Genomic DNA, 12,808 nt, shown 5'->3' with positions numbered 1-12,808 from the left:
GATCAGGCGCTTGGGGCCTTTTCCAGAGGAGAAAGGGCAAAACGATAGCCCGAGCCACGGATCGTTTCAATATGTTTGTCGTGTCCGCTAGGCTCCAGCGCCTTGCGCAAACGACGGATATGGACGTCTACTGTGCGCTCTTCCACAAACACGTGGTCGCCCCAGACCTGATCCAGCAGTTGGGAGCGGGTGAAGACACGTTCGGTGTGCGTCATGAAGAAATGCAGCAGGCGAAACTCGGTAGGCCCAATGGTCAGTGCCATACCCTGGCTGGACAAGCGGTGCGTGCTGGGGTCCAACTGCAGGTCGCCAATGGAGATTACGTCATCGGTTAGCTGAGGTGCGCGGCGGCGCAACACAGCCTTGATGCGGGCAATCAGTTCTTTGGGCGAAAAGGGCTTGGTGATGTAATCGTCCGCACCGGCTTCCAGGCCATCGACCTTGTCCTGCTCCGAGCCTTTTGCCGTCAGCATGATGACTGGGATATGACGGGTACGTTCGTCCGAGCGTAGTTTGCGGGCCAGGTTAATGCCTGAGGAGCCGGGTAGCATCCAGTCCACCAGAATCAAATCAGGCAGCTCGGCGCGAATGAGGATCTGGGCTTGTTCGGCATCGAAGGCGCGCAGCACTTTATGGCCGGCAAAGGACAGATTGACAGAGATCAGCTCCTGGATTGCAGGCTCATCTTCCACGACTAATATGCTTGTACTCATTGTTAGCTTCAGGCTGGTCCGATAAAAATAAAAGATGGTCAGGCAGGCTGTTTGTATTGCACTTGAGCGACTGGTAGTCAGGCGACTCAAGAGAAACACAGGGGGCGCTTCAATCCCTGACTGCACGTAATAACGCCATCATATGGCGTTAATGTTTCAGGTTTGTGAATGTGTAAAAAAGGGCAGCGCTCAGCGAGCTGGATTTTCGTTTCTGTACCGGGAAATCTGCGTTACGATTATGCCATTATGGAAAAACAGCGTCCTCAACACCCTACCGCCCAGCACGCCGATACGCACTTTGGCTTTCAAACCGTCGCTGAAAGTGAAAAAGCGGGCAAAGTTGCCCAAGTCTTTCATTCGGTGGCTAACAATTACGACATTATGAACGATCTGATGTCGGGCGGCCTGCACCGTATCTGGAAAGCCTTCACTATCGGTCGAGCGGCTGTACGCCCCGGCATGAAAGTGCTGGATATCGCGGCGGGAACGGGCGATTTGACCAAGACCTTTGCGCGCCAGGCAGGTGCCGACGGCGAGGTTTGGCATACCGATATCAATAGCTCCATGCTGCGCGTGGGGCGTGACCGTTTGCAGGACAAGGGCATCATCACACCTGTTGCGGTCTGTGATGCCGAGCACCTGCCTTTTCCTGACGGTTATTTTGATCGCGTCTCGGTGGCCTTTGGTTTACGTAATATGACGCATAAAGATCGCGCACTGGCTGAAATGAAGCGGGTGTTGCGTCCAGGCGGTAAATTGCTGGTACTGGAGTTTTCCCGTGTGGCCAAGCCCTTGCAGGCCCCGTATGACTGGTATTCCTTCAATATCCTGCCTCGCATTGGCAAATTCGTCGCCAAGGACGAGGAAAGCTATCGCTATCTGGCTGAATCCATTCGCATGCATCCCGATCAGGACACTCTGGCTGACATGATGCGCGAAGTGGGGTTGGAGCGTGTGCAATATTTCAATCTGACAGCCGGTGTCGCTGCGCTGCATGAAGGCATCCGCCTGGATTGAGGCCGGGCCTACCCTCTCTCTCTATATATATATAGCGGCACCTTTGGGTGCCGTTCGTTTTTTGGCTTGTCATTTACGGTAAAAAAAACATGGTGCATGAGAACTTGTCATGTTAATGTTCAGCTTATCGTAAGTTTTCTTGAATATTCGACTGGGATGGCTTGGCCGCGGGCTTTAAAGCTCTGTGTCTTAAACGCGTGTTCTGGTCAGGAGTTTGTGACTATGTCTGGACGGCTTTCTCGTTACTTCATGGCTGCTGTACTGGCCTTTAGCACCGGCGCTTTGCTGACCGTTTCTTATGATGCGGAAGCACGTCGCATGGGTGGTGGATCCAGCTTTGGCCGCCAATCCTCCAATATCACCAGCAATCGCTCGGCAGCGACGCCTCCTGCTGCAGCGAATAATGCCACTCGTTCGGCTGCTCCTGCCGCTGGCGCTGCTGCTGCCGGTACGGCCGCAGCGGGTACCGCTGCCAAGTCGGGCATGTCCCGCTTCCTGGGCCCGATCGCCGGTATCGCTGCAGGTCTGGGTATTGCTGCCTTGCTGTCCAGCATGGGTCTGGGCGGCGCTTTCCTGGAAATGATGTCCAGCCTCTTGCTGATTGGTTTGGTTATCTTCGCTGTTCTGTTCATTGTGCGTCGTTTCCGTGGCTCGGCTGCTCGCCCTGCCATGCAACAGGCCGGTGGCCAGTCCATGATGCGTAATGCCGATCCGGCACCGAGCCCCTGGCAACAACCACAGGCTGCGCCAGCACCTGCGCCTGCTGCCGCTCCTGCTGCTCAGCCCGCTGCTGCTGCCGCTGTTCCCGCACCTCCAGTAGACGAAAGCTGGTTCATTCCCGGTGATTTCGACACACCGACCTTCCTGGCCAATGCCAAGACGCAGTTCGTGGAAATCCAGAAACTGTGGGACAAGGGTGATGTGGAACAACTGCGTGCCTTCCTGACCGACGATTTGCTCAAAGAAGCCTCTCCTCAGATTGCTCAGCGCCAGGGCGAGAACGTGACCCAAGTGGTCCTGCTCAATGCCGAGCTGCTGGGCATCGAGAAAGTGGCCGACGGCCATCTGGCCAGCGTGCGCTACTCCGGTATGTTGCGCGAAGAGGCGGGTGCCGAAGCCTTCCGCTTTGAGGAAGTCTGGAATCTGTTCAAGGCCGATGGCGCAGGCTGGCTGCTGGCTGGTATTCAGCAGATCCCGGTTGACCCCAACGCTTGATCTTTGTCTATACAAACAGCCGCCTTCTAATCCAGGCGGCTGTTCTGTTATGAGCGCTCTCGCTTCTCTGTGATTCCCTTTGCCCGTGTTCCTGTCGTCCTGTACATCCGGCCGTGTCTGTGTCGGGTTAAACTGGCTGTTTTAATTGGACTGGTTTACTCGCTGCGGCAGTAGACTTGCATGGACATGCTTGGTATCCCTTCATTCCTAGAACCTGGCGCCGTGGGCGTGCGTTTGCTGAACGCCTTGCTTGATCGCGAGGATTGGGCGCGTGAGCGTTTGCGCAGCTATGCAGGTAAAACCGTCTCGCTGATTGTGGGCCGTTTGCAACTGGTCTACACCATCAGTTCTCAGGGAAAGCTGGAGCAGGGCCATCCTGCCGTGGTGCCCGATGTCACGCTGACTCTTCCTCAGAACAAGCTGCCCGAATTGCCTCAAATCCTGCAAGACGGCGATTTCAGCCGAGTGACGCAGTTAATGCATGTGCAAGGTGAAGCCGGTCTGGCCAATCTGGTGTCGGACCTGGCCGCTAATCTGCGTTGGGATGCCGAGCACGATCTGGCCCAAATTGTTGGTGATGTCATGGCAGTGCGTCTGTTTAGCGGTGCGCGCCGGGCGTTTACCGGCTTGCGGGATCTGGGCCAGCGTCTGGCCGGCAATGCCAGCGAATACCTGACTGAAGAAAGTGGCTTGCTGGTGACGCGTCCCGAGCTTGACCGGCTGCGCGAGCAATCAGCCGTTTTGACTCAGCGCCTGGACAAATTGGACCAGCGTTTGAATCGTCTTGATACGCGTCGGCGGGAGTCCTGAGCATGTTCTCCTTGTGCCGTTTGCTGACCATTTTGCTGGTTGTATTCCGTTATCGCCTGGACGAGCTGGTGCTGTCGAGTATCCGCCATCCCTGGGCTTACCGGTTGTTGCGCGTTGTGCGCCTGGGTCGCAAACCCAAGCTGCCGCGCGGTGTGCGCTTGCGTTTGGCCCTGGAAAGCTTGGGGCCTATCTTCGTCAAGTTCGGTCAGGTGCTCTCTACCCGCCGGGATCTGATTCCGCTGGATATCGCCGAGCAACTGGCTTTGTTGCAAGATCGTGTGCCTCCCTTTCCCTCCGAGGTGGCCGAGGCCACGATTCTGAAGGCCTTGGGTGCGTCGCCTTATGAGCTGTTCAAGAAGTTTGATCGTGAGCCCATCGCCTCGGCGTCGATTGCTCAGGTTCACTTTGCCGAGCTGCACGATGGCCGCGAAGTGGCCGTCAAGGTATTGCGTCCTGGTATGCGCGAGGTCATCCACAAAGATCTGCGCTTGATGCGTGTGCTGGCCGGGTTTATGGAACGCCTGGGCCCTGATGCCCGTCGCCTGAAACCGCGTGAGGTGGTGGCCGAGTTCGACAAGTACTTGAATGACGAGCTGGATCTGATCCGTGAAGCCTCCAATTGCAGTCAGTTGCGCCGCAATTTCACCAAAGATGTAGAGCGGACTGAGTTGCTGATCGTGCCCGAAGTGCATTGGGATTATTGCGCCTCGACTGTGTTCACCATGGACCGTATGAAGGGCATCCCGGTCAACCAGATTGACCGCTTGCGCGCCGCCAATGTGGACTTGAAAGACCTGGCTCGTAAAGGGGTGGAGATTTTCTTCACCCAGGTGTTTACCGACGGTTTTTTCCATGCCGACATGCACCCAGGTAATATTTACGTCTCGGACGCACCGGAATCGTTGGGCCGTTACATTGCCCTGGACTTTGGCATCGTGGGTTCGCTGTCCGAGTTCGACAAGAACTATCTGGCGCAAAACTTTTTGGCTTTCTTCCGGCGCGATTATCGTCGGGTCGCTCAATTGCATATTGAGTCCGGCTGGGTGCCACCTGAAACTCGCGAAGAGGAGCTGGAAGGTTCGGTGCGCGCGGTATGTGAGCCGTATTTTGACCGGCCCTTGTCCGAGATCTCCCTGGGGCAAGTGCTGTTACGCCTGTTCCAGACGTCGCGCCGGTTCAATGTAGAAATTCAGCCGCAGCTGGTGCTGCTGCAGAAAACCCTTCTGAATGTGGAAGGGATGGGGCGGGACCTGGATCCGGAACTGGATCTGTGGGATACCGCCAAACCGTATCTGGAAAAGTGGATGTACCAGCGTATTGGTCCATCGGGCTTTTACTCGCGTTTGAAACAGGAAGCCGGGCAGTGGGCCCAGATCATGCCGCAGCTTCCGCGTCTGGTTTATTCCAGCTTGAATAGACCGGAGACAGGGCAGGCGTTGAACCAGGAACTTAAGCTGTTGCGCCAGTCGCAGCAGCAGACCAACCGATTGCTGACGGCCTTGTGTGCGGTATTGGCGCTTGCGGTCGGTGTGGCCATCTGGGCTTTGGTGGGGCGATAAGTGTGATCTCTCCGCAACGCGTCAGTTTTTTTGTGGCTGACATATTTCTGATAACTGCAGGTTCTACGATAGACGCAGGTCCGCCAGCTGATTGTTAAGCTGGCGCTTTCCGGCGCCTTCCGGACGGTAAATGGCCGCCCTCAAGGAACCGCTTGATTCTTTTTAGGAATCGTTATGCTTTACCATGACTTATTTAAATCCATGGAAGCGGTGCGCTGGAATTTCGCGCATGACATACCGTGGGATGACTTTGATGGCAGCAAGCTCACAGACGAGCAGGCCTACACCATCAAAATGAACGCCATTACCGAGTGGGCTGCCTTGCCTGCTACCGAAATGTTCCTGCGTGACAATAAAGATGACAGCGACTTTTGCGCCTTTATGTCCGTGTGGTTCTTCGAGGAACAAAAGCACTCGCTGGTTTTGATCGAATACCTGCGCCGTTTCCGCCCCGAGCTGATGCCCACCGAAGAAGAGCTGCATAAAGTGCGCTTTGACTTTGATCCGGCCCCAGCCATGGAAACGCTGATGCTGCACTTTTGCGGCGAAGTGCGCCTGAATCACTGGTACCGTCGTGCCGCCGACTGGCACACTGAGCCTGTGATCAAGGCCATCTACAAGATTGTGGCTCAGGACGAGGCCCGTCACGCCGGTGCTTACCTGCGCTACATGAAGCGTGCTCTGGTGCATAAGGGTCAGGAATTTGGCCTGCAAGCCCGTCTGGCTTTCTCCAAGATCGGTGTTCTGATGGCCTCGGCGCATCGTACCGCTCAAGCGTTGCACCCCACCAACTTGCATGTGAACAAAGCGATGTTCCCGGACGATACGGTGCAGTCCAAGCTGCCATCGCCCGGTTGGCTGGAAACCTGGCTGGATACGCAGATTCGCTTCGACAAGGAATGGGAGCACAAGGTTAGCTCGCGCATCTTGCACAATATGTCGCTGTTGATGGGTAGCTCCTTTGAAACCGTGCAGGAGTTGAACCGCTACCGCAAGGATCTGGCACGCCAGGTCGGCTCGGACTCGACTCTGGTTCAGGCTTGATATGAGCGTACGTTTCGAGGCTAAGGTGCTGGGTCTGGATGCCTTGCGTGAGGCTATGGAACAGGGGCGCCTGGCGCGCCCGCTGGTCTTTACCAACGGTGTGTTTGATATCCTGCACCGTGGGCATGTCAGCTACCTGGACGAAGCGGCCCAATTGGGTGCTTCGCTGATTGTCGGTGTGAATACTGACGCCTCGGTGCGACGTTTGAACAAGGGGCCGGAGCGCCCCATCAACCCTGAACAGGATCGTGCCGCTTTGCTGGCTGCGCTGGCTTGTGTGGATGCGGTGGTTTTGTTTGACGAAGACACACCCGAAGCCTTGATCGCGGCACTGCGCCCGGACCTGATCGTCAAGGGCGGTGACTACGATATGGAAGCCTTGCCAGAAACGGCTTTAGTGCGTAGCTGGGGAGGCGATGCGGTCGCCATTCCTTTTGAGTTTCAGCGCTCGACCACGGCCCTGGTTAAAAAGCTGCGTGACTAAACAAGCGGTATTGAAGGATTGAATCCCGGCATAGTCCGGGATTTTTTTGTCTGTTTGATCCAGGCATCGTGTCTTGTACACAAAGACAAGGACATGAGCACTGAAGTTGTCCGCGCAGGGCTTGGCGTTGTTTCGTTTGCGTTTGGATGGCGCTGCTGATGGATCTGACATTGCTGCTGTGAGCAAAGAGCGCGACGTGTATATCTCGGGCTTTCAGAATCTCAAGGATTCAATGGGAGCAGCTTTGCTGCAGTCTTGCCTGGGTCGCTTCAGGACGCCGGTTGTAGCAGATCGTTCACGGCCCGCAGGTCGTTTTCGTTCAGCGTGCCGCTGGCTGCTTTCAAGCGCAGGCTGTTCATCAGAACGTCATAACGGGCTTGGGCCAGACTGCGCTGTGCTTCGTAAAGCTGCTGCTGGGCATTGAGCACATCGATATTCACACGCACACCGACCTCGTAAGCCAGCTTGTTGGCCTCCAGAGCGTCTTGGCTGGACTTGGTGGCCGCTTCCAGTGCCTGCACACGGACCAGACCCGAGGTGACGCCGGAGAAGTACTGGCGCGTCTGCTGGATGGACTGCTCAATGGCGAACTGGTGATCGTAGCGGGCCTGTTGCAGGCGCGAGCTTTGTTCACGGACTTGAGAGCTGGTTTCGCCGCCTCGGAAAATGGGGATACTTAGCTCCAGACCGACGGCGCTGTTCAGAGAACGTGGGCCACCGCCAGCTTGGCCAAACAGGGTCTGGTCGCTGCCGCTGCCGGTCTGGGCTTTCAAGGCCAGGGTAGGTTCGTGCAGGGCCTGGGTGCTTTTCAACTGCTCTTGGGCGGCACGTGCCTTGATATCGGCCAGTGCCACACTTAAACCGGATTGGCTGGACTGATCCAACCAGTCTTGTAGATTTGCAGGTTGTGGGGCGGGCAGACGCAAAGGCTCACGTAGGCGAGCCAGTGTTTCATAACGCTCCAGCGTCAGCGCCGCCAGCTTGTCCTGAGCCACTTGCAGGGCATTTTCCGCTTGCAAGACGCTGGCTCGTGTCAGATCCAGACGCGATTTGGCTTCGTAGGTATCGGTAATCGTGGTGCCGCCCAGTTGAAAATTCTGGTCAGCGGCGCGCAATTGCTCGTCAATGGCAGCTTGCTGGGCTTTCAAGGTAGATAGCGCATCTTGTGCTGCCAGCACATCAAAATAGCGTTGGCTGACGCGTAGCATCAAGTCTTGTCGATCCAGCGCCAGTTGAATATCGGCACCCTGCGCCAATAACTGAGCGCGTTCGTAACGAGCCCAGGCGTTGCGGTTGTAAACCGGTTGGCTCAGTGTGAGTGCCCAGGCGGCTCGGTCGCTGGAGTGTTGATTGGACAGCTTGCTGGTTTGGCGGCGCTCTTGCAGTTCGGCTGTGCCGATGGCGCTGATCTGTGGCAACAATTGAGCCCGACTCTGTGGCACTTGTTCTTGGTCGGCTTGATGTGCCGCCTGAGCCGCGCCAAATTGCGGTTCACGAGCCAGGGCCTGATTCCAGGCTTGCAGCAGATCTTGCGACTGGGCCGTGCTGCTTAAGGCAAGCAGGCAGAGCAGCGTCAGGCGCAAGGAGGTCATGAACCGCATAGGCACTTAAAAGCGGAATTGTGAAACGGCCGTGCCGCGCAAAGGTTTGATCCAGGTGTCGAACAGCGGTGTGGTATCGAAGCTGGCGGCGCTGGTGCGAGTAATACGCACGGCTGTCATAACCGGGTTTTGACCGACCACCACCACCAGACGGCCCCCGATACAGAGCTGGTACTTCAAGGCATCAGGAATGGTGGGCACGGAGCCGGTGACCAAAATGGCGTCGTACTCGGTGGTGCCCCAGCCGGCATGTGCATCGCCCACTTCAACCTTGACGTTGCGTACATTGTTGCGCTGCAGGTTTTCCTGGGCAAAAGCGGCCAGTTTGCTGTCAATTTCGACGGAGGTGACTTGTTGGGACAGGTGAGCCAGCAAAGCGGCCTGATAGCCCGAGCCGGTACCAATTTCCAGCACACCGTCGCTAGACTGCAAAAGCAGCTCTTGAGCCAGACGGGCTTCCACTTTGGGCGAGAGCATGGTCTCGTGCGTGTCCACGGCATTGATGATCAGTGGCAGTTCGGTGTCCGAAAAGGCCGAAGAGCGCAAAGACGAGGGAACAAAGCGTTCGCGCTGGACCTCGACCAATGCTTGCAGCACGTTTTCGTCGGATACGTTCCAGGGACGGATCTGTTGTTCCACCATGTAGTAACGGGCACGTTCGAGTTCAGACAGCGCAATATGGTTCATAGCTTCCAGAAAACTAAAGGCTTGGGTAGGGTAGGAACGATCCATTGCTGGATCATCCCCCCCTAAGAACCGGACTTGCGACTTTCACCGCATCCGGCTCAAGCACAACACGTCCAGCAGAAAAAGGATTTTCAGATTATATCTCTGATCACCTTTTCCGTCTGGATTCGAAGCCCTTATCGGGCCGGTTTCGCTACCTGCAAACCAAGGGTATGCACCCGTATGTGACAGACCGGATGCAGAAGCACTCGGTTCGAGAGGGCGTCTGACCCACCATCCATCCGATAAACCAGGTGGTGGTCATGCCATCCGCTCTCGTAGTCCAGAGGTTCCCCGCACAAGGCGCAGCGCCCTGCTTGGGACACATATAGTTTTGCAGTCTCGGTTCGATAGGCGATGCGTTTAAGCAGTCGCTTCGTCCTTAACTGTTCACCATAGACCTCCCACGATGAATCAAACGGGTTGTACTCTCCCTTGATCTTCTCGTGCCTCACGATCTCTGTATCAGCGAGCCTCAACAGGGTGATCGGGAAGGAGCCTTCTTCTGTCCATATTGTTGCAGCAAACTCGTTCCGACCTGCGATGCTTTGCCAGTAACGGCGGTGGCACCAGGGTCGAGACTTATTCGGATGTCGTCGTCTCGTCCAGCGCACGAGGCGCCAGTAGATCAGATTATCCATCCGACTAAAGGTTTCTTTCGCCACCACCGGTTGGTGGTACTGCGCCCAGCCCCGTAAAACGGGGTTGAGCTTGGCAATGAGATCCTCCTGTTTCACCATCAAGTGCGTTTTTACGATCTCTCTGACCTTACGGTAGAACGCTTGCACGTTCTTCTTGCTGGGCTTGATGAGCAACTTTCCTTTGTACTTGCGAAAGTTCCATCCCAGAAAGTCAAAGCCTTCGTCTATGTGTACGACTTTCGTCTTTTCCGGCGATAGTCGCAGTCCTCGTTGTGCAAGGAAGGCTTCTATCCACGGCCTGATTTCAGCCTCCAGCAATTCTTTCGAATTGCCGGTGATCACAAAATCGTCGGCGTACCGGATCACATTGACTTTCAGCTTCGTGGCTTTCGTCTTTCCATATTGCGCACCGAGGTACGCTTTCAGGTCTGATTCGAGCCCGTTTAAACACACATTTGCCAACGTGGGCGAGATGATTCCGCCTTGCGGCGTCCCTTCTTCGGTTGGCGAGAGGCGGCCCTTGTGGACAACCCCGGCTTTCAACCACTTGCGCAGGACGACCTTGTTCATGGGAACATGGTCAACCAGCCATTGGTGGTTAATGTGGTCAAAACAGCCTTGAATATCCGCCTCCAATACCCATTGGGCCGAAGCCTTTTTGGATGTGCAGACAAATATCTGTCCCATTGCATCCGCCGTTGAGCGTTGTTTCCGAAAGCCGTAGCTGTTCGGGTCGCTCGTGGTTTCTGCCACGGGTTCAAGCCCCAGCAAATGCAAAGCCTGCATCGCCCGGTCGAACAGCGTGGGAATGCCCAAGGGGCGTTCTTTACCGTTCGCTTTGGGGATATAGACCCGCCGCAAGGGAAGAGGCTTATAGCCTCTTTGCTGCCTTAACCTGCTTATCGCCGCCCGTTTCAGGGCAGGAGTTTCCCAAAGCTGACGATCGACACCGGCCGTTCGCTTGCCTTGGTTTTCAGTAACCCGTCTTACCGCCAAGGCTCTGGCGGAAAACGAGTGGGTTAAAGAGCGTTGCAGGGCCTTGACCCTGCGCCCATCATTATCCCGCGTCGCCTTCGCGATACGTTGCTGCGTTGTTCGCACGAATTGCTCGACTCGACGCCAGTCAATGGCGTGCCAGTCTTGCGGCTCGTGTGAGGACGCAGAACCACGGGGAGTGGTCTTTCTCATGCTTTCCTCTTTCCGGTTATCCCGTTAAAAGGACGCACAACGTCCCCGAAGGGATGGTGTACATCCCCTCGGGGTGGTTTGAACGTTTGCAGTCGTCTTGCGACGGTTGCACCTAGTGGAAGTGGGCGTGCTTTCGCACCGGAGCAGAGCCCTATGCCACCCATTACAGGCGGCCATTCGCTTTTTCCACTTTCCCATACCCCCTCATCCAACAGCTCTCCTTGCGGTTTGCCTGCCAAAGGTGTTTACACACCTTGGCGGATAGTGGGGCTTACCACGTTCCCTGATCTACCGACTGATTACGATTTACATCGCAGTCGGACTCTCCGTTTAGGGCTCATCTCTCCTGGGACTGCTTTATTGACGACGTGTGGGAATCTTTGACTTCCACAGCCAGCAGCACACCTTTTGGTTATGGCTTGTCAGCAGATTTAGCCATTCAATCGTTACCCAGGTTCCAACGATGATTCACATTACGTTGCCCATGCGGAACTAGCCTAGCCCCTTAACCGCCTTTCTGCTGGCAGTGTCCACCCTGACCCTCACAGGTCAGAAGTGCCGCTTACGCGGGGGTACGTTGTCTGGTGAGCTTCGCACCCGCCCATTGCTGGTCGAGCACGTCACCGTAGGCTACGTGTGGTCGTACACACGGTTATGGCACTTCCTTTCAGAAGGCATAACAAGGCAGATCAGAGCTTGCGCTCTGCGGTTTCACGTTATCCAAGTCAGCTAGTTTTACGCACACAAAGAATTCCATTCGGTATCGCAAGGATGCCGTATGGATTACTCGGGTTTGGAGTGTCTAGTTACCCTGTTGGGCAGTCTAGGGGGCGTAAGAATACGGACGAGCGTTTGATAAACGTCGCCGTAAGGCAGAGTCTCTTCTGTAGAAGTGTTTCTGTCGTTTGAGACGCCAGACAAGGCTGGGTCGTTGACTTGTGTCAGGCACCGGGGTGCGCCGACTGATAGCAGTGAAGTAATACCCTGAACCCACTCCTTGGGGGAGTAGGTCGTTCGGTTCTCAAGGGTTGAACCGACGCAGAAGCGACATCTACGTGTCGCACCAAAGAGCCGATTATAAGCCAGCGCATCGATAAAGAGGCGCAGTCGGGCTTAGCAGGACGGCACCATCGCGTGAAGCAAGGTGCTGGCGTTGTTGACGGCAATGGGCAAGAAGGTGTCAAAGTCCATGTGTGCGTCGTTGTTGGCATTGTCTGAAATGCTGCGTATGCAGACAAAAGGCACGGTATTCAGATAGCACACCTGGGCAATGGCGCCACTTTCCATTTCGCAGGCTAAGGCATTAAAGGTGGCGCTTAACCACTGTATTTTATCGTTACATGCGATAAATTGGTCGCCGGTAACAATTCGGCCCGTGTGGACCTGATGCCCTTCAATTTGCTGGGCGGCAGTTTGGGCAATGGCCAGTAAGGCGGGGTCTGTCGGAAAATCAAAGGTATCCAGACGGAAAACCTGTCCTGGCGCCAGACCCAGGGCTTTGAGCTCCACATCGTGCTGGACCAGCGTATCGGCAATGACGATGTCGCCTGGCCGGATGCTGGGCTCAACCGCACCGGCAATACCGATATTGATGATGCTGCCCACGGCAAATTCCGAGATCAGCATCTGGGTGCAAGCGGCGGCATTGACCTTGCCCACGCCGCAGACTACGGCCACCACAGGTTTACCCAGATAGCTGCCGTGATGAAAGTCCATGCCGGCACGCTGGAGGGTCTGGGGCTCTTGCAAGCGTTCCAGCACAATCTCCAGCTCTTCGCGCATGGCGACAATAATTCCAAGTGTAGGCATA

The 12,808-nt window shown here is 55.9% G+C and carries 11 protein-coding genes; 6 read left to right on the top strand and 5 right to left on the bottom strand.

Features of this window, described 5'->3' with window-relative positions; translation table 11 throughout:
- Window positions 1-2: 2 nt before the first annotated feature.
- Entirely contained in the window at window positions 3-713 is a 711-nt protein-coding gene (phoB, locus tag LNA76_RS14320; RefSeq protein WP_094197836.1) for a phosphate regulon transcriptional regulator PhoB, read from the bottom strand.
- A 246-nt stretch (window positions 714-959) separates the two neighbouring features.
- On the opposite strand from phoB, the gene ubiE reads away from it, so the two are divergent.
- The 6 genes from ubiE to rfaE2 all read left to right on the top strand — a co-directional run bounded on the left by ubiE (window position 960) and on the right by rfaE2 (window position 6,842).
- Entirely contained in the window at window positions 960-1,730 is a 771-nt protein-coding gene (ubiE, locus tag LNA76_RS14315) for a bifunctional demethylmenaquinone methyltransferase/2-methoxy-6-polyprenyl-1,4-benzoquinol methylase UbiE (protein WP_108728794.1), read from the top strand.
- A gap of 222 nt (window positions 1,731-1,952) precedes the next feature.
- Window positions 1,953-2,945 carry a Tim44 domain-containing protein gene (locus LNA76_RS14310; protein WP_094197835.1) on the top strand — a complete coding sequence of 331 codons (993 nt, stop codon included), beginning with the start codon at window positions 1,953-1,955 and terminating at the stop codon, window positions 2,943-2,945.
- A 180-nt stretch (window positions 2,946-3,125) separates the two neighbouring features.
- On the top strand, window positions 3,126-3,755 hold the full coding sequence (locus LNA76_RS14305) for a ubiquinone biosynthesis accessory factor UbiJ (RefSeq protein ID WP_094197834.1): 630 nt from the start codon (window positions 3,126-3,128) through the stop codon (window positions 3,753-3,755).
- Window positions 3,756-3,757: 2 nt separating this feature from the next.
- Complete coding sequence (gene ubiB, locus LNA76_RS14300; RefSeq protein ID WP_094197833.1) at window positions 3,758-5,314, top strand: ubiquinone biosynthesis regulatory protein kinase UbiB; 1,557 nt, start codon at window positions 3,758-3,760, stop codon at window positions 5,312-5,314.
- A 174-nt stretch (window positions 5,315-5,488) separates the two neighbouring features.
- A complete protein-coding gene (locus LNA76_RS14295) occupies window positions 5,489-6,358 on the top strand; it encodes a ferritin (RefSeq protein ID WP_094197832.1) in 870 nt (289 codons plus the stop codon).
- Window position 6,359: 1 nt separating this feature from the next.
- Window positions 6,360-6,842: a D-glycero-beta-D-manno-heptose 1-phosphate adenylyltransferase gene (rfaE2, locus tag LNA76_RS14290; RefSeq protein ID WP_094197831.1), complete on the top strand. Its 483-nt coding sequence runs from the start codon at window positions 6,360-6,362 to the stop codon at window positions 6,840-6,842.
- Window positions 6,843-7,111: 269 nt separating this feature from the next.
- Here rfaE2 and LNA76_RS14285 read toward each other — a convergent pair whose 3' ends face one another.
- The 4 genes from LNA76_RS14285 to LNA76_RS14270 form a co-directional block, all read right to left on the bottom strand.
- Window positions 7,112-8,434, bottom strand: a complete 1,323-nt coding sequence (locus LNA76_RS14285) for a TolC family outer membrane protein (RefSeq protein WP_094197830.1) — start codon at window positions 8,432-8,434, stop codon at window positions 7,112-7,114.
- Window positions 8,435-8,449: 15 nt separating this feature from the next.
- A complete protein-coding gene (locus LNA76_RS14280) occupies window positions 8,450-9,130 on the bottom strand; it encodes a protein-L-isoaspartate O-methyltransferase family protein (RefSeq protein ID WP_094197829.1) in 681 nt (226 codons plus the stop codon).
- A 176-nt stretch (window positions 9,131-9,306) separates the two neighbouring features.
- Window positions 9,307-10,998 (bottom strand): group II intron reverse transcriptase/maturase, encoded by a 1,692-nt coding sequence (gene ltrA, locus LNA76_RS14275; protein ID WP_230019307.1) that lies wholly within the window; start codon window positions 10,996-10,998, stop codon window positions 9,307-9,309.
- Window positions 10,999-12,111: 1,113 nt separating this feature from the next.
- Window positions 12,112-12,807 carry a 5'-methylthioadenosine/adenosylhomocysteine nucleosidase gene (locus LNA76_RS14270; RefSeq protein ID WP_230019306.1) on the bottom strand — a complete coding sequence of 232 codons (696 nt, stop codon included), beginning with the start codon at window positions 12,805-12,807 and terminating at the stop codon, window positions 12,112-12,114.
- Window position 12,808: the final 1 nt, after the last annotated feature.

The sequence above is a fragment of the Alcaligenes sp. MMA genome (assembly GCF_020907215.1).
Classification (GTDB): Bacteria; Pseudomonadota; Gammaproteobacteria; order Burkholderiales; family Burkholderiaceae_B; genus Alcaligenes; species Alcaligenes aquatilis.
This window is presented reverse-complemented; position numbering and strand designations above follow the sequence as displayed.

Coding starts and splice junctions, on each gene's coding strand:
- LNA76_RS14305 (WP_094197834.1), top strand. CDS start 3,126: ATGGACATGCTTGGTATCCCTTCATTCCTAGAACCTGGCGCCGTGGGC.
- LNA76_RS14280 (WP_094197829.1), bottom strand. CDS start 9,130: ATGAACCATATTGCGCTGTCTGAACTCGAACGTGCCCGTTACTACATG.
- LNA76_RS14295 (WP_094197832.1), top strand. CDS start 5,489: ATGCTTTACCATGACTTATTTAAATCCATGGAAGCGGTGCGCTGGAAT.
- ubiE (WP_108728794.1), top strand. CDS start 960: ATGGAAAAACAGCGTCCTCAACACCCTACCGCCCAGCACGCCGATACG.
- phoB (WP_094197836.1), bottom strand. CDS start 713: ATGAGTACAAGCATATTAGTCGTGGAAGATGAGCCTGCAATCCAGGAG.
- ltrA (WP_230019307.1), bottom strand. CDS start 10,998: ATGAGAAAGACCACTCCCCGTGGTTCTGCGTCCTCACACGAGCCGCAA.
- LNA76_RS14310 (WP_094197835.1), top strand. CDS start 1,953: ATGTCTGGACGGCTTTCTCGTTACTTCATGGCTGCTGTACTGGCCTTT.
- ubiB (WP_094197833.1), top strand. CDS start 3,758: ATGTTCTCCTTGTGCCGTTTGCTGACCATTTTGCTGGTTGTATTCCGT.
- LNA76_RS14285 (WP_094197830.1), bottom strand. CDS start 8,434: ATGACCTCCTTGCGCCTGACGCTGCTCTGCCTGCTTGCCTTAAGCAGC.
- LNA76_RS14270 (WP_230019306.1), bottom strand. CDS start 12,807: ATGCCTACACTTGGAATTATTGTCGCCATGCGCGAAGAGCTGGAGATT.
- rfaE2 (WP_094197831.1), top strand. CDS start 6,360: ATGAGCGTACGTTTCGAGGCTAAGGTGCTGGGTCTGGATGCCTTGCGT.